This window comes from Paenibacillus apis, from assembly GCF_018333295.1.
Classification (GTDB): domain Bacteria; phylum Bacillota; class Bacilli; order Paenibacillales; family Paenibacillaceae; genus Fontibacillus; species Fontibacillus antibioticophila.
This window is the reverse complement of sequence record NZ_BORS01000007.1, coordinates 227,172-250,578: the sequence shown is the minus strand read 5'-3', so window position 1 is coordinate 250,578 and position 23,407 is coordinate 227,172. Positions and strand designations below refer to the sequence as shown.

The window sequence follows — 23,407 nt, the reverse complement described above, 5'->3', positions numbered from 1 at the left end:
CTATTTGACGTATTTATGGATGAAGCTGGTTACCTTCCTCCAATATTCCTCTCCGGCGACGGAAGCCGCGCCTGCATGACCTGCCCCAGGGACGATGTAGATTTCCTTGTCTGTTATCGCTGCCTCATACACTTCGTGCACCATTTTGCTTGGAACAAAAGTATCGCAATCTCCATGAATGAACATGATCGGGATCTTTGCCTTCGCTACTTGAGCTAATGCATTTGCTTGGCCGAGCGTATAGCCGGCGCGGATGCGAGCGATCAGACTGGCCAGCGGAATAAGGGGGAAAGAAGGCAGACGGAAGAGGGCCTTAAGCTGATAACTGAATTCTTCCTTCGCCGAAGTGTATCCGCAATCTTCTACGATTACCTTTACTTGAGCGGGAAGAGACTCCCCCGAGACCATCATTACAGTAGCTCCGCCCATGGACACGCCATACAGAACAATTTCTGCCTGCGGGTAATCCAGCAGGATGCTGTCGATCCAGCGCAGCAGATCCAACCTGTCCGGCCAACCCATGCCGATATAGCGGCCTTCGCTGCTCCCATGGCCTCGCGCATCCGGCATTAGAATATGAAAGCCTGCTTTATAAAGCTGCATAGCCGGGCTTTTCATCGCCGCCGCTTCACTGGTGTATCCATGGGCCAATATCGCCCATTTGTTGGTCGTTATGGGCTGGAGGATCTTATACGCGTGCAGCTTGAGCCCGTCTGAGGATTCGATATACTGGTCCGCAACCTCAGCTTGTTCAAACCATTGATGATGGGAGTCATTCCGGCCAGCCTGCGTATCAATTGCATTGTGCGGGGCCTTGAATACGAAGGATTTATCCTTAGCTGGATTTAACGCGAGATTGTAGAAGTAGTTTCCGACTCCAATACATCCCGCCAGGAGTACCGCTACAATAATCATTCCAAGCCAGAGCCATATCGACATAGTCAATCAATCCTAACATCGCACATATTTTCGTTTGAATCCAAGCTGTCCTCGTTCAAGAAACTTCAGAATATTTCCGGCAGGCTGAAGGTGCTTGCTTTTGGCATTATTCAATTGGACCTCTATGGGCTCGAGTGCTTTAGCAGTCTCAAGCGCCTTCGCATGGAGCGGTAAATACGAAATTCCGACGGTGTAAATAAAATTGCTCATTGAGAATTTGGTGCGTGTAGGACTATCCTGAATCGTAGAGGCTGCAAGCTCAAGCATGCCCGCTATTTTCTGCTCGGAAAATTGATGATCCGGCCGGTTTCCCAGTAACCAGCAGTAACAGCTCCAGCCAGCCGACATTCGGAGCTCTTCTCCGCTTGCAATCCATTTGTCCGCCACTTGCTGGGCAATGTCTGACTCTGACAAAGTTACCGCAACTACGAAATCGGAGAGCATGTAAAAATAAGCTCCGTCTATCCAGCGCTCATAGTCCTCTTCAGTCATCCCATTCGGATCCGCAATGATGCCGGCAAAATACATGGCGTCATAGTTCCCTGTAGCATAAAGCTCCTCGGCCAAAGGCTGATTCATTTTGATTTTCTTGGCAATCGGCTTCATCGCTCCAGTTGCTACGCCGAACAGCGGCTCATGTGCTCCGTTGGAAATATAGATTTTCTTGGTTCGTTCCTTGCCCAGGGCTTCCAGCTCCTGCATAACAGCTTCGAGGTTCATAATTGGATGCTCCTTTCCTTATCTTTAATTATACTTGCCGGATAGCGAAAAAGTCAGCCATAAAAAAGGGCGCAGCCATCACAGGCTCGCCCCTTAATATCATATTTGAAGTAAACTCCGACGTTCTTCCTCGCTGTTCCTTTAAAACAAGCCAGGAAGCTTTGCCGGCGGATTTTACATGGCCTCCGGCTGGTCTGTCTGAACCTTTGGTGTCACCACGGACACGAGCAGTTCGTTCGCCGCTGAGATAGGTACGACTCCTTCAGGCAGCCTGAGTTCCCCGACATGGATAGAATCCCCGACCTCCAGTTCGCTGATGTCGACAGGAATGATGGCTGGAATATGGTCCGGATAGGATTCGATCTCGATGAACGTGCTTTGGATTTGTACGACGCCCCCAAGCTTGGCTCCCTTCGCAGTGCCGACGTAGTCAAGATTCACTCTCGTGCGTACGATTTCATTTTTATTAATACGTAAAAAGTCGACATGAATGTATTCACGAGTTACCGGATCACGCTGAACCGTCTCCAGCAATACCGGAATCGGCTCCTGATTGTCCAAGCGAAGCTCTACGATGCCTCTCTGTCCGCTCCGCGCCCATTTGCCGAACTCTTTGGCGGACAGCTGGATCATCAGATTGTCTTCTCCTATGCCAAATACAATCGCCGGAATTTGCCCTGAACGGCGAAGCTGCCGAAGTCCGGTTTTATTCATGGTCGTGCGTGTTTCTCCTCGCAAATAAGTTTTCATCTCAACAACACTCCTTAAATTATCATTATTTGGGTGCACTTACCTCGATCGTCCATGATGAACTACGGATTTGTCCCCCCGTAGCGGGGACAGCAGGAGCACCATTGCATCACCTCCAGAAAGACATTTAATGTAAAAATGCTTATATATGCGAGAAGGCACCTCGTTCCAAAGGGAACGAAATGCCTAATTACTTGGTACCATATCATATAAAGGGAAGGTTGTCGACCTGCCCGAAGTGGTGCCTGAATGGATCTATACCTTTAGCGAGCCGCGGAATCCCCTTGCTCCGTAATAAGAATCTGCGCCGTTATGGTAGACGAAAACCGTGTTGTATCGGCGATCACAAAAGATAGCGCCGCCAAGCTTGCGGATCGGCTCAGGGGTGAGCACCCAGCTAGAAGTTTTTAGATCAAAGCTGCCAAGCTTTTGAAGCTCCCGATACTGCTCCTCTGTAAGCAGCTCGATCCCCATGGCATCGGCCATTTCCATCGCGCTGCTTTCCGGCTTGTGCGCTTTCCTTGATTCCAGTGCTTCGCGGTCATAACAGATACTTCTGCGGCCTTTCGGGCTTTCAGCGGAGCAATCATAGAACATGTATTCCTCCGTATCCTTGTCGTAACCAACAACGTCCGGCTCGCCGCCTGTCCGCTCCATCTCATGGAGAGACCATACTTTTTCAGGGAGTGCTTCGAGCTTTGCCTGTACTTGCTCCCAATTCAGTCCTTGATGGCGGGACATGTTTTTCTCGAAACGCGCCTTCAGAATTTGAAGTAATTCTGCGGCTTGTTCAGGAGCTAATACCTTTAGATTATCTTTTGGGGGTGTCGCCATAGTCAGTTCTCCCTTCAAAATTATACTCTACTCTGTATTATGCCATGTTTCGGAGCGAAATCCAGATCAACAATAGGAGCGTGATGGTCACTGTAACGAAGATTTCAAATAAACAATGCTGCTGTTATAGTGCTCTCCATCCCACTGCGCATACGCAAGCTGTTCTCCGTTAGGGCTCCAGCAGGTTAGGACATTTGTAATATCCACGGCAATCGAAGTAGACTCGCCTGCTAGCAGGTCATGCACGTATAAGCCGCTGACGGAAGCTCCGTTCTCTTCGCCTTTCATACTGTACGCAATCATTCGTTGGTCGGGGGACCAGGAAATGCCGCCCAGCTCGACTCCCTCGGCAATCTTCTTAAGATTGCTTCCATCTGCATCGGCCAGTGATAAGGTTTGTTTAGCTCCGCTATACTGCAAGACCAGGATTTTGTTCTCGTCCGGGGAAGGGTAGAGGCCTCCCACGTTAGGCAGGTCCAGGCTGGTGATATCGCGCGTGGTTAAATTGAGAGCTTTCAATGTGTTATCGCCCGAAGTATTGTAATAAACCGTATCCTTGACCTTTCTGACAATAAATAGAGCCTCCTGACCCAGCTCAGACAGAGGGGTTGCTTTTCCCTTCGTATCGGCGGTATAAGCACCATTCATATACCCTGCACCGACAATCGTATCCTCATCTGCCCAATAGGCGCTGCCTACATTGCCGATGGACTCTCCCGTGATATTGAAGCTGTTCAGACTTTCAAGATCAAGCACCTCATACGACGGGTCCCCCAGGCTATACCCGGAATAAAGCAAATACTTACGATCCGGCGAGAGCTTTGCTCCGCCCAGATTCAGATCGGGCTCTTCTTTAAGCAAAGAATACTCTTTGGTGGACAGATTGTATTTGTATAAGCTCCTTGGGTGATGTCCGGCCAGCTCCTCAAGGCTCATCTCCTTCAGGGACTCATTTTCCTTCGCAACGATGACCGTGTTCTCATCCAGCCAATCCGAGATTTCCAATTCCTCGTAGGCATCAATCTTCACGATGGAAATACCGGGCTCGCCAGCATCGCCTTTCTCATCGTCAATAACGGTAATGGAACTCCCGGGTTCCTGAATGGTGACTTTGCCGTTCTCCTTGGTTCCGTTGCATCCTGCGGCAAGGAGCAGAATGCTTAATAAGCATATCGCTTTAGTTAATGTAGTGTTTTTCATTTCTCTTCGCCTCCTCGATAATTAAATTATCAAGAACTTGTTTCGTGGGAATCTACAAATGTAGCCATCCGGTTAACAATTGTATCCAACTTGTAAACAAAGCAGTTCAAGCAGAATCAGATGCGGGAAAGACCAGCCTGAACTGGCTGCCCTCTGGCCCGGTATGGATGAGCGCAATTGAGCCTCCCATCATTTCTGCGTGCTTCCGGGTAAGCGACAAGCCGAGCCCGGCTCCGCCATGTTCCCTGGATCTATTCTTATCTACCGTGTAGAAGGGCTCAAATACCTTCTCCGCAAGCTCTGGCGGAATACCAATCCCGGTATCGGCAATCTCAATAACCGCTTGGTCAGCGGCTGAGTAGCTCTTGATAGAGATGGTTCCGTTCGCTTTATTATATTTGACGGCATTGTCCAGTAAATTAACAAGAACGAGGGTCAGGCTGTCCTTGTCCCCCTGGATATAAGTGTCCTGCAGTTCGGTATAGAGCATGATGCCAAATTTATCGATTTTTCCCTTCAAGCTGCCTAATACCGATTCAATTGCCGGTTTAACCGCCAGCTTCTCCAGCTTCAGCTCGAAATCATATTTCTCCAGCGCCGATAGCTGAAGGACTTTATCGACCATCTGATAAAGGCGCTCGGTTTCGCTCTTCACATTGACAATAGCCGTCTGCAGCAGTTTCTCGTCATCCGGATACATCTCGAGCAGATCAATATAGGCCTTGATGGAGGTGAGCGGAGTCTTGAACTCGTGGGTAACATTGCCGATAAATTGCTTCTGCTGGATGTCCAGCAAGGACAATTTGTCGACCGCAAGCTTAAGCTTGTTTTGCTCGTCTTCCATGCCCTGAATGGTTCGTTTGATCTGTCCGCTCATGGCATGAATACCATGACTCAGCTTGCCGATTTCATCCTTGCGCTTTAGGGTAGTGGTCTCGTAATGGCCCTCCCGTATAAGGTCAACCATATGATCAAGCTTGATAATGCCTGTAGCGAAGGAATTGAAATATATATTACCAACAAGGAAGCTCAAGATAAATACAACAGCACCTATATAAATGAACAACTGCCGGATATCGTTATAAAATGCCAGATGAGTCGATAGGGAGTAATAGAATTGGATAACCCCTACTTGCTCACTGCCTGCCCGGAGCGGTGTTAGATAAAATAGAGAGTCGCCTTCCACGAGATAAGCCGTTTTATGTTCCAGGGCGTAGGCGAGCGTCCTCTTGATATTGTCAGGGGATGGGTTTGCCGTTTTTCTGCTGACGGGTTCTCCCTGCATATCATACAACACTAAGGATTGTCCGCTAATTAGCTCCAGTTCCTCGGCGAACTCCTGACCCTTGGAGGCCAGGAAGGTTTCGGGGACTTTGCTTTCCTCCGACAAGATCGTCTGTATAAAATACATGTTGGCCGTTTTGGCTTGTTGGGCTAAATACTGTTCATATTGATTTTCCTGATTATCTTCAATGCCTCGCAGCACCAGTAAGCTTAATAGAAATACGACAAAGAGCAGCAAAGCGGCCAGAAACAGGCTGAACTTTATTCGGATGCTAATTTTCACCGCTGCCCCCCAAGGCTTTGTAGCCTATGCCATACACGGTTTGAATGACGCTGTCAAAGGGCGGGCCAAGCTTCTTGCGGATGCGCTGAACATGAATATCCACCGTACGCGTACCCCCGAAATAATCCATTCCCCATACTGTATTAAGCAATTGATCCCTGGTGTAGACTCTTTCTGGATGAGTCAGCAAGAGGGCCAACAGGTCATACTCCTTGGGAGTCAACTCCAGGGGACGGTCACCCGCAAGAGCGGTTCGCTTATCTGTAGAGAGCGTTATGCCGCCTACGCTGATTACATTTGAATCCTGGTTATGGTCAACGGTCTGTATTCTACGCAGCAGCGATTTCAAACGGGCAAGCAGCTCCCGCATGTCAAACGGCTTAGTCATATAATCGTCCGCACCTAGCTCAAGGCCCAGTACCTTATGGACGATATCTTCCTTCGCGGTCAACATGATGACCCCTATACGGCCCTTTCCTTGAAGCTTCTTCAAAATCTCATACCCGTCCATGCCGGGAAGCATGACGTCCAGAATCAGGGCATCCGGCTGAAATTCCCCGATTCTCTTCAGGGCAGCTTCACCATGATACACCGCCTCGGCCGTATAACCCTCTCTGGTTAACGCATACGTGATGGCATTCGCTATGGTTTGTTCATCTTCAATAACCAGAACCTTCTCCTTCATCGCAAGCATCCACTCCTTTCTGGCCCTGCTCAACTTAGTTATCGGTATTTCAAGAAGAATGTTCCGTTATATTTGTTTCCTACATTGAAGTGCTTGATGTGAAACAAATATAATTTAAGTAAAAGGAGGAAATTATGTTCAGCAAATTAAATAATTTCTTAATAAAGCCAAGGCTTTATACCCCAAGTACAGGTGCGTTCTGGGATGATGAACATATATCGAAAGGAATGCTTGAAGCCCATCTCAACCCTGATTGGAATGCAGCAACTCGAAAACACGATTTTGTGGATAAATCAGTAAATTGGATTGCTTCAATAGCTCAACCTGCACAATATCAAAAATTACTTGATTTAGGTTGCGGACCAGGAATTTATGCAGAACGTTTTCATAAAGCAGGTTATCAGGTAACAGGTATTGACTTTTCAAAACGCTCGATCGATTATGCAAAAGAACAAGCCTTACATAATAAAAGTAATATCGAATACCGATATCAGAACTACTTGACAATTGATTATAAAGAACAGTTCGATGTAATAACATTGATTTTTTGTGATTATGCACCGTTATCATTTGCAAATAGGCTTATTCTATTGAGAAAAGTATACCAAGCATTAAAGCCGAACGGGAAGTTCATGTTTGATGTGTTTACACCTCTTAGGAGAAAAACTGAAAGTCGTTCATGGTATTTCAGTGATGAGGGTGGATTTTGGAATGAAAAGCCCCATATTTGCTTAGATTCTGTTTATCAATATGATGATGAAGATCATACAGAATTAAGACAGTCCATTGTGATAACTGAAGATACTGTGAATTGTTATAATATATGGGACCATTTTTTTACTAAAGAAGCACTGATATCAGAAATTCAGCCTATAGGGTTCAAATCATTTGAATTATATGGAGATATTGCAGGAAAGGATTATTCAGATACAGGAGAAACTATTTGTGGTGTTTTTACAAAGTAGAGGCTTCGGTTAGTCGAAGCAACTACTGAGAGGGGGATTGTTTTGAGCCAATCATCAACAGAAATTTTCATTCGTAATTTCCAACATGGAGACATGCCATTACTTGGCGAGTTGTATCAATCAGTAACAAAAAAAGAAAACGCAACATTTTGGTGGGTCGGGGACGAAGATAATTGGAGTAACGTTTATTGCGCATTTGAAGATGGGAAAATGGTCGCTAAGGGGCAAGTTAGCATCATTAACGTTGTACCTCCCGGTCGTCTAAAAGAGAACAACCATTCCATATACCTCAATCTTAAAACCATTCCCGAAAGAGAAAACGACATTGCTTTGCTCGAAAACGTCTATCAGTATCTCTTCATAAGAGCAAATCAATTAAAGGAAACCTTGCCTAAAGAATACGGAACAATGCTATGTATTGGTAACGATTCAACAGAAACAGCAAACAATCAGTTTTTTATCCAAAAAGGATACCTTCATCTGAATAGTTTATATCGCATGAATCGAGATTTGAATGAACCGATTCCTGAGTTAAAGCTTCAAGAGGATTTTCAATTCTCGTACTGGAAAATGGAAACCTCTGAAGAAGAAAGAGATTATCTTAATGTAGAAGCTGAAATTTGGCCTGATACTCCACTTGGTCTTAATAGGTTATCTGAATACAAGAATAACAAACTATGGACATCCATGGTCATACGTCAAACAGACGCTATTGTCGGCGGACTGATGGCATGGCAAGAAGCTGACCATGGTGTAATCGAGGACGTTTTTGTCCGCGAACCATGGAGAAAGTGCGGCTTTGCCAAGTATTTGCTTACACAAGCTTTGAGATATCTCAAAGCTAATCAGCTGCAATATGCTAACCTCATGGTATTAACTACAAACGAGTCTGCTTTATCTGTGTACGAATCGGTAGGGTTCTGCGAGGATAAAGAGGAAATAAGATACTTTACAAAACTGAATTAGGAATAGTTCCAATACATTCCTAATGTACTACAGTCGTGATATAATCACATCAGCAATAGAATAGGCTTAAAGCAATAATGCTTATGCTTACTTTTGGTTCGCTGATTGTAGCGCTACTGTCCAGTAAACGCAAATAGACCGCCCTCGGACAAAGGTATGCGGTCTATTTAACGTGTCCTGTCTGTGAAGCCGCCGCCCTTAAAAGCGGCTATTGCTAGGGGAGTCGTGTTAGCGCACGGCTCTCTTTGCATTATACGTCGTTCTTGCCCCTATTATAACATGACAATAGAGGATTTCAATCCACACACTTCTGTTCTTATTCCTACATATTTAGACTGGTCTAATTATTGTGTTTTTATCTTCCGCCAGTTTAGAATATGTTGCAAGATAGTAAAGCCCGAACGGTAATTACGTTCGGATTCTAACAGGAAATGTAGCCTTTAAACACTACTCCCTAACCAGCAACACACAACACTCCACATGACTCGTCTGCGGGAACATATCCACCGGCTGCACCCATTCCAATCGATAGCCGCCGTCGGTTAATGCTTTGCAGTCCTTGGCAAGCGTGGACGGATTACAGGATACATAGACGAACCGTTTTGGTTTGGTGCGAAGAACCGCCTCCAGGAAACGGGAATCTAGCCCGGTCCGAGGGGGATCGGCGATAATGACATCCGGCCTGAAGCCGGATTTTACCCAGCGGGGCAGCAATTCTTCAGCCAATCCTTCATGGAAGGAGATATTGCTGCGGCCATTGCGCTCTGCGTTGGACTGCGCATCTACAACCGCCTCGGGAATCGATTCGATGCCTCTTACCGCATGGGCATATGGAGCCAGCCAAAGCCCAATCGTACCGGTTCCACAGTAAGCATCCACAACGGTTTCGCGTCCGGTCAGGCCGGCTGCATTTCGTACAGCTTCGTACAGCTTCACGGTCTGCAGCGGATTCAATTGGAAGAATGCCCGTGGCGACAGGGTGAACTCCAGATCCCCAAGCGATTCCTCAATGCTGTCCTCTCCCCAAAGAATCACCGTTTTATGACCAAACACCAGCGAGGTATTCTTCGGGTTGACATTCATCGCAATGCTCGTGATCTTCGGCAAGGCTTGTCTAAGCTCGTCTACAATCCGCTCGCGTTGCGGCAGCTTGTCGCTGGCCGTGACAAGGGTGATCTGCAGCTGATCGGACTGGAAGCCCCAACGGGCAACGATCGTCCGGACCAGTCCCTGATTGCCCTTTTCCTGATACACCGGGATATTGAGCTTCTCGAGCACTTTACGAGTTCGATCAACGGCCTCATTAATCTTGGGGTGTTGGATGGGGCAGCCGGTAATATCGATCAATCGGTGTGAATCTGCGGCATACAGTCCTGCAATCATGCCTTCCTGCTGCATGCCCAATTGAAGCTGAGCCTTATTGCGATAATCCCATGGATGGTCCATGCCAAGAATAGGCTTGAACTTGATTTGTCCTAAATCTGCATATCTGGCAAATGCTTCGCGAACGATCTCTACCTTGGCGGCAAGCTGTCCTTCATAGGACAAATGCTGAATCTGACAGCCGCCGCAAATGCCAAAGACAGGGCAGGGAGGCTCGGCGCGCTGGGGGGACCGCTTCTCGATTTTCGTCAAATCTGCAAGAATATACTTCGCTTCCACCCGGACAACAACCGCCTTAACAACCTCGTCCGGAAGCGCTCCCTTGATGAATACAGCCTTACGGCGGTAATATCCCACGCCCTCACCATTGATGCCCAGCCGTTTAATCGTGACAACAATCCGGTCACCAGTCTGCACCTCTTCGGCAGAATCCCGTTTGGCTACAGCTGGTTGTTGCCTGTTCTTCGCCGATGTATCGGAGTGTTTAGGATTAGAGCGACCGTGGTGAAAGGGCTTATTTTTCTTCGAATGATTCGTTGGTTTATTTGTCATGGTTATTCGTCCTGTTCATGAATTTGATCCGACAATACTATATCATGAACCGACAGACAAGACCATGTTCCTCAGCGCCCCTTAATGCTTCATATGAAAAGATCATTTAGCATTTCTCCCTCTTCTTCGGATAAAGTTATATAATGATATTGAATTGGTTATTTAATGGAACTTCATGTATATAGGATTCCGAACAAAGGGCAAGGAGCTATGAGAACGTGAACACACAAACTGTAACGATGGAACAAGCACAGCAACTGCTGCAGAAATATTACGGATATCCGGATTTCCGCGAAGGGCAGCGGAGGATTGTATCCAGTATGCTGCAGGGGGCAGATACACTGGGCATTATGCCGACCGGAGGCGGGAAATCGATCTGCTACCAGATTCCTGCCTTGATCTATGAAGGATTGACATTGGTTATTTCTCCGCTCATTTCCTTAATGAAGGACCAGGTGGATGCTTTGATAACCGCGGGGATTCCTGCTGCGTACATCAACAGCACCCTTTCAGGCAAAGAGGTTAATGAGCGGATTCGCGCTGCAAGACAGGGAGGGCTGAAGCTGCTGTACGTTGCGCCCGAGCGGCTGGAGCTGGACTGGTTCAGAGAGGAAATGGCGTCTGTCAGCATCGCATGCGTGGCGGTGGATGAAGCACACTGCGTATCCCAATGGGGGCATGATTTCCGGACAAGCTATCTGGCGGTGGCTCCTTTTGTGAACAGTCTGCCGCGCCGCCCTATACTTGCTGCCTTTACCGCTACGGCTACACCGGAGGTGCAGGAGGATATGGTTACATTGCTCCAGCTGCGGCAGCCTTCGGTATTCATCACAGGACTTGGGCGCGATAATCTCGCTATGTCGGTGCTTCGGGGAGAGGATAAACGGAATTACATCCTGAATTATGCGGCGTCACATGCGCATCAGCCCGGGATTATCTATGCGGCGACGCGCAAGGATGTGGATGATCTGTATGAGCGGCTGCGGCAATCCGGGATCCCTGCTGGCCGTTATCATGCAGGCTTGTCCGACCAGGAACGGGATAGCAGCCAAGAGGCTTTTCTTTATGATGATATTCGGGTCATGGTGGCTACGAATGCCTTCGGAATGGGGATTGACAAGTCCAACGTTCGCTATGTGATCCACTACAACATGCCGAAAAATATGGAGGCCTATGTACAGGAAGCCGGTCGTGCAGGTCGGGACGGTGAGCCTAGCGAGTGTATTCTGCTGTTCAGTCCGCAGGATATTATGACTCAAAAGTTTCTGATTGAGCAGAATCCGCAGGACGGTGAACGCAAGCATAATGATTACCGCAAGCTGCAGCAGATGGTGGAGTACTGCTACTCTCCAAATTGCTTGCGCTGGGGGATGCTGGATTATTTTGGCGAGCGTCATGATCGCACGCCTTGTGGAATTTGTAGCTCTTGCCGGGATGAGCGGGAGCTTGTCGACATGACCAGAGATGCTCAGATCGTCTTCTCCTGCATTCATAGAATGAGAGAAAGATTCGGGGTATCCCTGGTTGCCTCTGTACTCAAGGGTTCCCGGAACAAGAAGGTGCTGCAATACGGATTTGATACTTTGCCCACCTACGGGATGATGCCCCGCCGCAGCGAGCGGGAAATCGCCGAGCTGATCAATGCGTTAATTGCCGAAGGCTATCTCGCCTTGTCGGAGGGGCAATACCCCATTGTCCGCTTGCAGCAGCCGGCGGCTGAGGTGCTGAAGGGACAGCGGCAAGTCATGCTGCGGGCCCTGGAGGAGACGACGCGCAGCCAAAGCGCTGCTGCAGGCGGATCGTCGTCCCGGCGAAGAAGCAGTTCCTATATTGATGAGAACTCGGCCGTTAATGAGACTGTATTCGAGCAGCTTCGTCTGATCCGGCGTGAGCTTGCGGAGCGGGAGCGCGTTCCTTCCTACATTATCTTCAACGATGCCACCCTTCGGGAAATGTCGGCCGTCTGCCCGGTGTCCGAATCGGAAATGCTGAGGATTAAAGGTGTCGGTGAAGTGAAATACCGGAAATACGGAAAGCCGTTTCTGGACTTTTTTCAAAATATGGAATAGGTTGTGAATTATGAAAGTCATCTTGTCCACCTTAAATGCCAAATATATTCATACCTCGCTTGCCATTCGGTTATTGAAGGCATACAGCGGGCATGAGTTCGATATCGAGCTGGCGGAGTATACGATTAAGGATCCCGTGCTTAATATCGTATCGGATCTGTATCGCAAATCTCCGGATGTAATCGGGTTCTCCTGTTATATTTGGAACATGGAAGAGACGATCAAAGTGATAGAAATGCTGAAAAAGGTGCTGCCGGATACACTTATCGTGCTTGGCGGGCCGGAGGTTTCCTATGATGCCGACGATTGGCTGACCCGGATTCCGGGCGTCGACTTTATTGTCATGGGCGACGGAGAGGAGACCTTTCATCATTTGCTCCAGGAAATTTCCGGTGCGAAGAAGTATCATTTCGTATTCGGGGCGGCCTATCGGAAGGAAGGGCGTGTCGTCCTCAATCCGCCGCGTCCCAAGTCCGATCTCAATACGCTCCCTACACCGCACCGATTCCCGGAGGATTTGCCGGATCTGGGCAAGCGGATCATTTATTTTGAGACAAGCAGAGGCTGCCCTTTCAGCTGCCAGTTCTGTCTGTCCAGTATCGAGGTAGGGGTGCGCTATTACGATATTGAACGGGTCAAATCGGATATCTTGTATCTAATCGAGCATGGGGCCAAAACCATCAAATTTCTGGATCGGACCTTCAATATTAACCGCAGCTATGCGATGGAAATGTTTGAATTTCTGATCCAGAATCATGGGGGTTGTGTATTCCAGTTTGAAATTACGGCGGATATTATGCGTCCGGAAGTGCTTGACTACTTGGCAGAGCATGCGCCGCCGGGGATATTCCGCTTTGAGATTGGCGTTCAATCCACGAATGATCCCACAAATGCCCTGGTGAAGCGCAGACAGAACTTCTCCAAGCTGACCCGCACCGTGATGAAAATCAAGGAGAGCGGAAAGATTGACCAGCATTTGGATTTAATCGCAGGATTGCCGGAGGAGGATTATGCCACCTTCCGCAAAACCTTCAACGATGTGTTTGCGATGCGGCCAGAAGAGCTGCAGCTTGGCTTCCTGAAGATGCTCCGGGGAACGGGGCTTCGCAAAGAGGCGGCCAAGTATGGCTATGTGTACATGGAGCATGCCCCATATGAGATTCTCAGCAATCATGTCATGTCGTTCGGGGAGATTATCTCTCTGAAGCGATTGGAGGATGTGCTGGAGAAGTACTGGAACGCTCACCGGATGGATCATACCCTGGAATATTTGATTACAGAAGAATTCGAGACTCCGTTCGATTTCTTTCAAGAGTTCGGGGATTATTGGGAAGAGCGGGGCTGGCAGCGGATCGGACATCAATTGGAGGATTTGTTCACCAGACTGTCCGCCTTTTTGAACAGCCGAGGTATGAAACGGCCGGAGATTGTACTGGGTTTAATGAAGCTGGACTATTTTCTGGGCCACAAATATAAGCCCCGCAAAATCTGGTGGGAGGACCGGATATCCAAGGAGGTTCGGTCCGGGTATTTCAAATGGCTGGAGCATCATCCGGATGAAGTATCCAGCGATTTCGCAGCATTAAGCTTGGATGAGCGGGAACTGCAAAAGTGCGCGGTCATCGAGGAGCTTTCTTTCCATCCGCTGCGACTCAAACCGCAGGAGGATAATAGGACCGGGCGCAATGTGCCTGTGCTGATGCTGGTGCTGTATCTCCAGCAGGGCAAGGATGAGAAGCCAAATGTCTTCTATATCGACATTGGCCCAAGTATGGAAAATGCCCAATCAAGAGGGCCTTCAGGGAATACTATAGGGTATACCTTAAATTGAAGGAGGAATTTTAAATGGGCGGAGTTGTAGGAGGAGTAGGCGTCGGCTGCGGCGGCGGATACCCGGGAGGATTTACTTCCACTGGGGCTATTCTGGTATTGTTCATTCTCCTTGTTATCATTTCCAGAGCATTCTATCTGTAATACAGTATGAAAAACGGTCGTCCTTATTTCCGGGCGGCCGTTATTATTTTTTTATACTACTTGGAGAATATGTCCATACACCTCGTGATGATTCAATGTCTAAAACTTTGGCTAATGATTACGTGGGAGTAAATGCACAAGGAGTTACAGAAATTGTAAACTCTTCAGCATATTCCAAGCATGAGTGAACTACATAAATGGATGAGATCGGGAGAGGATCAGGATGGCGGAAGAGTCAAAGAAGCCTGGAGCATCGACAGAGCGCGTTGATGAAGGTGAGCTTCTGAATGCGCTGATGGCCCTGAAAAAGGGCGATTTTTCGTTTCGAATGCCGTATGATAAGACCGGTATTGCCGGAAAGGTAGCGGATACGTTCAACGAGATCATGGACATGCAGGAGAGCCTGGTGAGCGAAATCGCAACCGTATCGGAAATTGTGGGCAAGGAAGGCAAGCTTTCCAGAAGATTTAATCATAAGAATACCGGCGGCTCCTGGGAGCATGTCATTGAGGCGCTTAACCGGCTGGTCAGCGATCTGGTTCAGCCGACGGCAGAGGTTGCACGCGTCATTAATGCGGTGGCTCAGGGGGACTTGACCCAAAAGGTTGACGTTGAAGTTGAGGGCAGGCCGCTAACGGGAGAATATCTGCGGATAGCGAACAATATCAACATCATGGTGAATCAGCTCAGCACCTTCGCCTCCGAGGTAACACGGGTCGCTCACGAGGTCGGAACCGAAGGCAAGCTTGGCGGACAAGCTGATGTTAAAGGCGTCTCCGGCACCTGGAAGGTGCTCACGGACAGCGTTAATAATATGGCGGCTAATTTAACGAATCAGGTTCGTAACATCGCAGCGGTAACCACAGCGGTGGCAAACGGAGACTTGAGTAAACAAATTAAGGTAGATGCCAAGGGTGAAATCCTGGAGCTGAAGGATACGATCAATACGATGGTCGATCAGCTGTCGATGTTTGCCTCTGAAGTAACGCGGGTGGCCCGGGAAGTCGGAACTGAAGGTAAACTGGGCGGACAGGCTGAGGTTAAAGGGGTCTCCGGCACCTGGCGCGATCTGACGGAGAGCGTAAATGACATGGCCTCCAATCTGACGGATCAGGTTCGGAATATCGCGGTGGTTACGACGGCCGTTGCAAACGGGGATCTCTCCAAGAAGATCACAGCCAATGTTCAGGGTGAAATTCTGGAATTGAAAATTACGATCAATACGATGGTCGATCAACTATCCACCTTTGCCTCTGAAGTTACCCGAATGGCCCGGGAGGTCGGAACCGAAGGGATTCTGGGCGGGCAGGCCGAGGTTACGGGGGTTGCGGGGACCTGGCGTGATTTGACCGAGACGGTTAACTACATGGCTTCGAACCTGACGAATCAGGTCCGGAATATTGCCGAGGTAACGACGGCGGTCGCCAAGGGCGACCTGTCCAAGCATATTACCGTAAATGCCAAGGGCGAGATTCTGGAATTGAAGAATACAATCAATATCATGGTGGATCAGTTATCCACCTTTGCCTCTGAGGTCACCCGGGTTGCCCGAGAGGTAGGCACCCTCGGCATGCTTGGCGGTCAGGCTCAAGTTCGGGGCGTCGCCGGTACCTGGCGTGATTTGACCGAAAGCGTCAATTATATGGCTTCGAATCTGACCAATCAGGTGCGCAATATCGCTGTAGTTACAACAGCTGTTGCCAATGGAGATTTGTCCAAGAAGATTACGGCGGATGTCCAGGGCGAGATTCTGGAGCTGAAAAACACGATCAATACGATGGTGGATCAATTGTCTACCTTTGCTTCAGAAGTAACGCGTGTGGCGCTTGAGGTGGGTACCGAGGGCAAGCTTGGCGGACAGGCTGAGGTTAAAGGCGTTGGCGGCACCTGGCGGGATCTGACAGAGGGCGTGAACAACATGGCCCGGAATTTGACCGACCAGGTGCGGGGAATCGCCGAGGTTACGACAGCTGTCGCCAGAGGCGATCTGTCCAAGAAGATCACCGTAGATGCCAAGGGAGAAATTCTGGAGCTGAAGAACACGATGAACACGATGGTGGATCAGCTCAGCCTCTTTGCCTCTGAAGTGACGCGTGTGGCGCGGGAAGTCGGAACCGAGGGGAAGCTCGGGGCGCAGGCGGATGTTAAGGATGTATCGGGAACCTGGAAGGATCTTACCGATACCGTAAATACGATGACCAGCAACCTGACGATTCAGATGCGGAACATTGCGGGTGTGACGACGGCGGTGGCCAATGGAGACTTGTCCAAGCAGATCACAGTCGATGTTAAAGGGGAACTGCTGGAGCTGAAAAATACGATCAACACAATGGTCGATCAGTTGAATTCCTTCGCTTCGGAAGTGACCCGGGTATCCCGCGAGGTCGGTACCGACGGCAAGCTCGGCGGACAGGCTCAAGTAAGAGGGGTTGGCGGGATCTGGAAGGATCTGACCGACAATGTAAATCTCATGGCGGCCAACTTGACGGATCAGGTGCGAGGCATCGCCAAGGTCGTCACGGCGGTAGCGAATGGTAATCTAAAGCAGAAGCTGAATGTGGAAGCCAAGGGCGAGATCGCGGCATTGACCGACACGATTAACAATATGACCGATACGCTGGCGACCTTTGCCGACCAGGTTACTACCGTTGCCCGCGAGGTAGGCGCGGAAGGGAAGCTCGGCGGTCAGGCTAATGTGCCCGGCGCTGCGGGCACCTGGCGCGATCTGACGGATAACGTTAATTACATGGCGAGCACGCTGACCTCACAGGTTCGGGCGATCACAACCGTCGCAACGGCTGTAACGAAGGGCGACCTGTCCCGAAGCATTGATGTGGCGGCTGCGGGCGAGGTTGCGATCCTTAAAGATAATGTGAACGAAATGATCCGTAATCTGAAGGAGACGACACGTATTAATACGGAGCAGGATTGGCTGAAGACCAATCTGGCGAAGTTCTCCAGGTTACTCCAGGGACAGCGGGACCTGAACGCGGTCTGCCGCATGATCCTGTCTGAGCTGGCCTCATTGGTATCCATGCAGCATGGCGTCATTTATATTAATGAGCCGGTCGGCGGGGAACCGACATTGGCACTATTTTCCAGCTATGCTTATCAGCACCGGAAGCATCTCTCGAATCAGTTCCGGGCCGGTGAAGGGTTGATCGGACAATGTCTCATCGAGAAGCAGCGGATTCTGCTTGCCAATGTGCCCGAAGATTATGTCATGATCTCGTCCGGACTCGGCGAGGCCTCTCCATTAAATATTGTACTGCTTCCGATTCTGTTTGAGGATCAGGTGCTTGCGGTTATGGAGCTGGCTTCCTTCCGGGCGTTTACTCCAATCGATCTGGCCTTCCTGGATCAATTAACGGAATCGATCGGTATCGTTATGAACACACTTCAGGCTAACCGTCGCACAGAGGAATTGCTGAAGCAGTCTCAATCCTTGACGGAAGAGCTTCAGAATCAGCAGTTGGAGTTGAAGGAGACGAACGAGGAGCTGGAGGATAAAGCGAAGCTCCTTGTCCTCCAGAAGGCGGAAGTGGAGAGCAAGAACAACGAGGTTGAAATCGCGAGACGGATTCTAGAAGAAAAGGCGGAGCAGTTGGCGCTTACGTCACGGTATAAGTCCGAATTTTTAGCTAACATGTCTCACGAGCTGCGCACGCCGCTCAATTCTCTGCTTCTGCTGGCAGAGCAGCTGTCGGAGAACTCTGACCATAATCTGACCGAGGAGCAGGTCAAATTTGCAAGAACGATTCAGGATGCGGGAATCGAGCTTCTGGAGCTGATTAATGACATTCTGGATTTATCCAAAATTGAGTCCGGCACGGTTACAGCCGATTACAGCGAGTTAAAGCTCAGCGAGATGAAGGACAGTCTGGAGCGAAGCTTCCTCCCTATGGTGGAGGACAAGAAGCTAAGCTTCGAGATTGAGGTAGGGGCCGAGCTGCCTGAGAAAATGGTTACAGATCCGAAGCGGCTGCAGCAGGTTCTGAAGAATCTGCTCTCGAATGCTTTCAAATTTACCGAAGCAGGCCAGATCCTCCTGAAAATCAGCAAAGCGACAAGCGGCTGGGGAGCAGGCAGCGAGAAGCTGAATCGAGCCAAAGAGGTAATTTGCTTCTCCGTCAGCGATACAGGGATTGGGATTCCGGTGGACAAGCAGGCCATTATTTTTGAGGCGTTCCAGCAAGTTGACGGCAGCACCAGCCGCCAATATGGCGGCACAGGGCTTGGACTTGCGATCTCCCGTGAAATTGCCGCGCTGCTGGGCGGAGAAATCACACTATACAGCGTGGTGGGTAAGGGCAGCGTATTTAATTTGTATCTGCCTTTATATAGCAATGTGCCTGGTCATGAGCAGACAGCCTCGGAGGAAGGAGCGGATGACGGTTCCTCCAAATATGTTCCCGAGGTCATTGATGTGACGCCGCGTGAGCCAAAACGCAGCTCGGCCGCCAAGGAGGAGCGGGTGATCGTAGACGACAGGGATCATATTGAGGATGGCGATCTTGTATTTTTGGTCATTGAAGATGATTTGAAGTTCTGCGAGATTTTGATGGATATATTACATCGAAAAGGCATTAAGGCCGTGGTTACGCCACGGGGAACCGGTGCATTGGAACTGGCGCAGAAATACCGGCCTCATGCGATTACTCTTGATCTCCGGCTGAAGGATATTGACGGACGCTTGGTTATTGAGCAGCTTAAGAATGATCTGAGCGTGCGCCATATTCCGATCTGTGTGATTACGGTGGAGGAGGAAGAGATTCCATTGCGGCAGAAGGGAGTGTATGATTACATCTCTAAGCCGGTGAACAGCGAGGAACTGGAGAGCAAGCTGGATCAGCTTAAGGAATTTTCGCGAAAAAATATACATCGCCTGCTTATCGTAATGGGTCAAGGAGAACAGCTTCAAGAGAGCGTTCAGTTCCTGGGCCATAGCGATGTGGAGATTGTCTCGGCAGGTACAGGCCGTAAGGCGCTCAGACAGATTCGAAGCTCGCATTTCGATACTATCTTGCTGGATAACGATCTGAAGGATATGGATTCACTGGACCTGATCCATGAGATTCATAAGCAGATGCATAACAAGTCAGTTCCTATTGTTCTATATCGTAGTCAGAAATGGACGGCTGAGCAGGAGACCCGGCTGGAGGAATTGATTCGTTTCTCGGTCATCAAGGAAGTGAAGAATCAAGTACAGATGATGGATGAAGTGAGCCTGTTCCTGCATAGCGTATCTGAGAATCTACCGGATGAATCCCGGGAGAAGCTGGTGAAGCTTCATGAGTCCGATGAGATGATCCAGTCGAAGCAGGTGCTGGTTGTGGATGACGATATCCGGAACATTTTTGCGCTGACCACGATTCTGGAGCGCCACAATATGCAGGTCACTTCTGCTGAGAATGGTCAGGAGGCTATCCAAATACTGGAGAGCCATCCGCAGATCGAAATTGTTCTGATGGATATTATGATGCCGATTATGGATGGATATGAGACAACGCGGGCAATTCGGAGCAATCCGAAATTCCGTGATTTGCCGATTATCGCATTGACGGCGAAGGCGATGGCAGGGGACCGTGAGGCTTGTCTGGAGGCTGGCGCTTCCGACTATATTACGAAGCCTGTGAACAGCGCTCAGCTCCTTTCGATGATCCGCAGCTGGCTTGACCGGCCGCAGGAGACGGAGGATTCAGAAGCTTCGGAATAAAAAATGATCCTGTATCAACTAAACGTTCGCTCTAAACGTTCGCTTTATGCTTCCGAAGCGAGGGTGTCCCAAAAGTGATCATAAGATGAACTGAGGGACACCCTCTTTCATTTTGTCGAACAAAAAGAAACCGCTCTCTGGAAAATGGAGGTACCCCCCAACCATAAACCAAAAAGAGACGGTTTCTTTGTACATACTTGGTCTAACGGACATTTTGGCTGCTTTGAGAGTAGAATCGAGTGAACCAGAGTCGTTTGAGCGTCCTAAGCGCCCGAAATGTCCGTTACCCCTTCCAATAATGAGAACAAGTCTGCTAAGAGTCTAGAATATGTCCGTTAGCGAGTTTAAAATATCCGACAGCGATAATAGGGAAGAGAAACAGCTACAGCAAAACGGATCATGACAGATGCTTGTTGATCCATTCAATACAGTCCTGTGTGACCTCGTCGCGGTTGATTTCGTTCAGCATTTCATGGCGCCCTTCGGCGTACAGCTTGAGCTGCACATCCCGGATACCTTGCCGGACATACATTTCTGCAAGCCGCTTCGGACCTGCGCCGTAGAGCCCGACAGGATCACTGTCTCCGCCCAATATGTACACTGGCTTATCTTTAGGAATAAGGGAGAGCTTGCTGCTCCTGTGAATCTCCCGAAGAAGGGCGAACATGCTGCTGAAGAAGCCCGCGCTGCAGATAAAGCCGCACATCGGGTCATTGATGTATTTATCCACTTCCGCCTCATCCCGGGACAACCAGTCAAAGGGAGTTCTCATCGGCAGGAACCGCTTGTTGAAGCTTCCGAACGTAATGGCGTTCATCAATAGACTTGGATGCTGTGATCCTTGAAGCTTGCACTGAAGTGTTGCTAGCTGCTGTCCAAAGGACAGGAGACCCCGGGGGCCGTTCGTTCCGGACAGGAGGAAGCCGTGATAAGCCTCTGGCGCTACATACATGACTTTCTGGGATAAGAAGGAGCCCATGCTGTGTCCGAATAGGAACAGCGGCAATTCTGGGTAATGTGCAGAGATCAGTGAGCCTAACGAGATCATATCCCGGGCCATGCCGTTAAACCCGTCTTCTCCCGGCCACCCTAGCTCTTCCGGCGTTCCGGCTGTCTTTCCATGCCCCCGGTGATCATTCGCATAGACGACAAAGCCTGCCTCAGTCAGAGCAAGCGCGAAACGTTGATATCTAGCCGCCGTCTCGCTCATTCCATGCGCAATTTGGATCATGCCTCGGATACGTTCAGACTCCGCAGGCAGCCAGCGATAGACAAATACATCATGCCCGGTATCGTTGGCGAAGGTAAAGGTTTCTTCCCGCATGCTCGACACTCCCTCCAGATCGGGTTAACAATGGAGCCTTACTTTTTCTCAACGGCGATCAAGTAAGGCGAATCCGGCTTTTGCAGTTGGCGATACACCAGTGCCTGTCCCCTGCCTTGCGATAGAGCCGCCGCCCAGGCTTCCACTATAGCCGCTTCCTCACGTCCGCCGGAATGCCCGGGATAGAGAACGGCGGTTAGGACGCCTCTTGGCCTGAGCAGCTCAAGAGCCTGTTCAAGGGCAGGGATGGTACTGTGAGGGCTCGTGATCACGGCTTGATCGGCTCCAGAGGCGGGCAAATAGCCTAAATTGAACATAACGGCACCGATCCTGCCATGTGTCTCCGGAGGAAGCGCAGCCCCCATATCGGCATGGCTCTTTAACAGCAAGGTAACAGGTGAGAGCCGAAGCTTGCTCTCCTTATCTAGTCTGGTCTGGGTGAGCTGAAGGGCCTGCGGCTGAATGTCGAAGGCGTACACATGGCCGCGTGCTCCGCATATTCCTGCGAGGAAAAGGGTATCTGCTCCTGTGCCGGCCGTGGCATCTATAGCGGACTCTCCCGGCTGCAGGCGCTCACTGACCAATTTATGCGCAAAACTGAGAACGGATTGAAACCCCATGCTTACCCCCTCCAGTATTTCCCCTGCCAGGTATCGCGCTGCTTCAGTTCATCATCGATGGCATTGAGCACTTCCCATTTCTTAAGACTCCACATCGGACCGATCAGAAGCTCTCTTGGAGCGTCGCCCGTCAATCGATGCACAATCATTTCCGGGGGAAGAAACTCAAGGGTATCGACAATCAATTTCACATATTCGTCCTGCTCCAGGAAACGAAGCAAGCCCGCTTCATATTGCTTGACCATCGGGGTCTTGCGCATCAGATGGAGCAGATGGATCTTGATTCCTTGCACATCCATATTGGCGACGGCCCGGCCGGTCTCCAGCATCATTTCATGACTCTCCTGAGGAAGTCCATAAATGATATGGGTACAGACGCGAATGTTATGCTTGCGCAGTTTCTCTACGGCGTCCAGATAGCATTGGGTATCATGCGCACGGTTAATCAGGGTGGACGTTGACTCATGAATCGACTGCAGTCCCATTTCTACCCACAGATAAGTGCGCTCGTTCAACTCTGCCAGGTATTCGACGACATCGTCCGGCAGACAATCCGGGCGGGTTGCTATAGATAAACCTACGACACCCGGCTGCTCCAGGATGGCTTCATAGTATTCCCGTAATTCCTCCACCGGGGCATACGTATTGGTATAGGCTTGGAAGTATCCAATGTATTTGGCATGGGGCCATTTCAAATGCTGGCGGTCTCGAATTGTGTTGAACTGCGTCACCAGGTCGTCCCGGCGGCTTCCTGCAAAATCGCCGGAGCCGCGGGCGCTGCAAAATGTGCAGCCTCCTTTAGCGATGGAGCCGTCCCGATTGGGACAGGTGAATCCGGCATCGAGCATGACTTTAAATACTTTATCGCCAAATTGTTCCCGCATTTCGGTGTTCCAGGTATGAAACCGTTTATCACTCCACAATAAAGGGGCGGAAGGTTGTAATGTACTCATCGTTTCTCCTTAGTCCATGATGGATGTAATATAGTTGTCACATTTGAGAAAATTTCAGTATGAAAACCTAAAGGGCCTTGCGTTATGCGTATTCCCTGGAATCATTGTATCAAAAAAATAAAAAAAAGTGGAACAGTGAGCAGGAGCATTTCTTGCGGCTTATGACATATTATGCTATTTTTAAAATACC

The 23,407-nt window shown here is 49.5% G+C and carries 17 protein-coding genes and 1 pseudogene; 7 read left to right on the top strand and 11 right to left on the bottom strand.

The window, feature by feature from the left end:
- The 7 genes from KI362_RS12385 to KI362_RS12355 form a co-directional block, all read right to left on the bottom strand.
- A complete protein-coding gene (locus tag KI362_RS12385) occupies positions 1-939 on the bottom strand; it encodes an alpha/beta hydrolase (protein ID WP_044477558.1) in 939 nt (312 codons plus the stop codon).
- 12 nt (positions 940-951) lie between these two features.
- Positions 952-1,659, bottom strand: coding sequence for a DNA alkylation repair protein (locus KI362_RS12380; RefSeq protein WP_301627463.1), 708 nt, complete (start codon positions 1,657-1,659; stop codon positions 952-954).
- Between the two features lie 174 nt (positions 1,660-1,833).
- Complete coding sequence (locus KI362_RS12375; RefSeq protein ID WP_044477561.1) at positions 1,834-2,409, bottom strand: 50S ribosomal protein L25; 576 nt, start codon at positions 2,407-2,409, stop codon at positions 1,834-1,836.
- A gap of 255 nt (positions 2,410-2,664) precedes the next feature.
- Positions 2,665-3,243 (bottom strand): DUF4256 domain-containing protein, encoded by a 579-nt coding sequence (locus KI362_RS12370; RefSeq protein ID WP_301627462.1) that lies wholly within the window; start codon positions 3,241-3,243, stop codon positions 2,665-2,667.
- A gap of 87 nt (positions 3,244-3,330) precedes the next feature.
- Positions 3,331-4,443, bottom strand: coding sequence for a TolB family protein (locus tag KI362_RS12365; protein WP_301627461.1), 1,113 nt, complete (start codon positions 4,441-4,443; stop codon positions 3,331-3,333).
- A gap of 106 nt (positions 4,444-4,549) precedes the next feature.
- The gene (locus tag KI362_RS12360) at positions 4,550-6,010 is read right to left on the bottom strand and encodes a sensor histidine kinase (protein ID WP_301627460.1); all 1,461 of its coding nucleotides are present in this window, start codon (positions 6,008-6,010) and stop codon (positions 4,550-4,552) included.
- On the bottom strand, positions 6,000-6,695 hold the full coding sequence (locus KI362_RS12355) for a response regulator transcription factor (protein WP_301627459.1): 696 nt from the start codon (positions 6,693-6,695) through the stop codon (positions 6,000-6,002). Before KI362_RS12355 ends, KI362_RS12360 begins: the two co-directional genes overlap by 11 nt.
- Before the next feature lie 134 nt (positions 6,696-6,829).
- Between KI362_RS12355 and KI362_RS12350 the strand changes: the two genes are divergently transcribed.
- The 3 genes and pseudogenes from KI362_RS12350 to KI362_RS25560 form a co-directional block, all read left to right on the top strand.
- The gene (locus tag KI362_RS12350) at positions 6,830-7,660 is read left to right on the top strand and encodes a class I SAM-dependent methyltransferase (RefSeq protein ID WP_301627458.1); all 831 of its coding nucleotides are present in this window, start codon (positions 6,830-6,832) and stop codon (positions 7,658-7,660) included.
- Positions 7,661-7,702: 42 nt separating this feature from the next.
- Entirely contained in the window at positions 7,703-8,626 is a 924-nt protein-coding gene (locus tag KI362_RS12345) for a GNAT family N-acetyltransferase (protein WP_301627457.1), read from the top strand.
- A 71-nt stretch (positions 8,627-8,697) separates the two neighbouring features.
- Positions 8,698-8,763: pseudogene (locus tag KI362_RS25560) on the top strand (putative holin-like toxin); the annotation flags it as partial.
- Between the two features lie 310 nt (positions 8,764-9,073).
- On the opposite strand, the gene rlmD reads toward KI362_RS25560, so the two are convergent.
- On the bottom strand, positions 9,074-10,561 hold the full coding sequence (gene rlmD / locus KI362_RS12340) for a 23S rRNA (uracil(1939)-C(5))-methyltransferase RlmD (RefSeq protein ID WP_301627456.1): 1,488 nt from the start codon (positions 10,559-10,561) through the stop codon (positions 9,074-9,076).
- 239 nt (positions 10,562-10,800) lie between these two features.
- Between rlmD and recQ the strand changes: the two genes are divergently transcribed.
- The 4 genes from recQ (at position 10,801) to KI362_RS12320 (ending at position 20,320) form a co-directional block, all read left to right on the top strand.
- Positions 10,801-12,630: a DNA helicase RecQ gene (gene recQ / locus KI362_RS12335; protein WP_374705660.1), complete on the top strand. Its 1,830-nt coding sequence runs from the start codon at positions 10,801-10,803 to the stop codon at positions 12,628-12,630.
- A 10-nt stretch (positions 12,631-12,640) separates the two neighbouring features.
- Positions 12,641-14,461: a B12-binding domain-containing radical SAM protein gene (locus KI362_RS12330; protein ID WP_301627454.1), complete on the top strand. Its 1,821-nt coding sequence runs from the start codon at positions 12,641-12,643 to the stop codon at positions 14,459-14,461.
- A gap of 14 nt (positions 14,462-14,475) precedes the next feature.
- A complete protein-coding gene (locus KI362_RS12325; RefSeq protein WP_199558818.1) occupies positions 14,476-14,604 on the top strand; it encodes a sporulation protein YjcZ in 129 nt (42 codons plus the stop codon).
- A 223-nt stretch (positions 14,605-14,827) separates the two neighbouring features.
- Positions 14,828-20,320: a HAMP domain-containing protein gene (locus KI362_RS12320; protein ID WP_301627453.1), complete on the top strand. Its 5,493-nt coding sequence runs from the start codon at positions 14,828-14,830 to the stop codon at positions 20,318-20,320.
- 397 nt (positions 20,321-20,717) lie between these two features.
- On the opposite strand, the gene KI362_RS12315 is transcribed toward KI362_RS12320, so the two are convergent.
- The 3 genes from KI362_RS12315 to KI362_RS12305 are packed head-to-tail and all read right to left on the bottom strand — an operon-like array spanning position 20,718 to position 23,217.
- Positions 20,718-21,644, bottom strand: a complete 927-nt coding sequence (locus KI362_RS12315) for an alpha/beta fold hydrolase (protein ID WP_301627452.1) — start codon at positions 21,642-21,644, stop codon at positions 20,718-20,720.
- A 38-nt stretch (positions 21,645-21,682) separates the two neighbouring features.
- A complete protein-coding gene (locus KI362_RS12310) occupies positions 21,683-22,264 on the bottom strand; it encodes a class I SAM-dependent methyltransferase (RefSeq protein ID WP_301627451.1) in 582 nt (193 codons plus the stop codon).
- 2 nt (positions 22,265-22,266) lie between these two features.
- Positions 22,267-23,217, bottom strand: a complete 951-nt coding sequence (locus tag KI362_RS12305; RefSeq protein ID WP_301627450.1) for a TIGR01212 family radical SAM protein — start codon at positions 23,215-23,217, stop codon at positions 22,267-22,269.
- Positions 23,218-23,407: the final 190 nt, after the last annotated feature.

Bases quoted from the DNA above. Each gene is read 5' to 3' on its own strand.
- KI362_RS12385 (WP_044477558.1), bottom strand. From the start codon at position 939: ATGTCGATATGGCTCTGGCTTGGAATGATTATTGTAGCGGTACTCCTG.
- KI362_RS12380 (WP_301627463.1), bottom strand. From the start codon at position 1,659: ATGAACCTCGAAGCTGTTATGCAGGAGCTGGAAGCCCTGGGCAAGGAA.
- KI362_RS12375 (WP_044477561.1), bottom strand. From the start codon at position 2,409: ATGAAAACTTATTTGCGAGGAGAAACACGCACGACCATGAATAAAACC.
- KI362_RS12370 (WP_301627462.1), bottom strand. From the start codon at position 3,243: ATGGCGACACCCCCAAAAGATAATCTAAAGGTATTAGCTCCTGAACAA.
- KI362_RS12365 (WP_301627461.1), bottom strand. From the start codon at position 4,443: ATGAAAAACACTACATTAACTAAAGCGATATGCTTATTAAGCATTCTG.
- KI362_RS12355 (WP_301627459.1), bottom strand. From the start codon at position 6,695: ATGAAGGAGAAGGTTCTGGTTATTGAAGATGAACAAACCATAGCGAAT.
- KI362_RS12350 (WP_301627458.1), top strand. From the start codon at position 6,830: ATGTTCAGCAAATTAAATAATTTCTTAATAAAGCCAAGGCTTTATACC.
- rlmD (WP_301627456.1), bottom strand. From the start codon at position 10,561: ATGACAAATAAACCAACGAATCATTCGAAGAAAAATAAGCCCTTTCAC.
- recQ (WP_374705660.1), top strand. From the start codon at position 10,801: ATGGAACAAGCACAGCAACTGCTGCAGAAATATTACGGATATCCGGAT.
- KI362_RS12330 (WP_301627454.1), top strand. From the start codon at position 12,641: ATGAAAGTCATCTTGTCCACCTTAAATGCCAAATATATTCATACCTCG.
- KI362_RS12325 (WP_199558818.1), top strand. From the start codon at position 14,476: ATGGGCGGAGTTGTAGGAGGAGTAGGCGTCGGCTGCGGCGGCGGATAC.
- KI362_RS12320 (WP_301627453.1), top strand. From the start codon at position 14,828: ATGGCGGAAGAGTCAAAGAAGCCTGGAGCATCGACAGAGCGCGTTGAT.
- KI362_RS12315 (WP_301627452.1), bottom strand. From the start codon at position 21,644: ATGCGGGAAGAAACCTTTACCTTCGCCAACGATACCGGGCATGATGTA.
- KI362_RS12310 (WP_301627451.1), bottom strand. From the start codon at position 22,264: ATGGGGTTTCAATCCGTTCTCAGTTTTGCGCATAAATTGGTCAGTGAG.
- KI362_RS12305 (WP_301627450.1), bottom strand. From the start codon at position 23,217: ATGAGTACATTACAACCTTCCGCCCCTTTATTGTGGAGTGATAAACGG.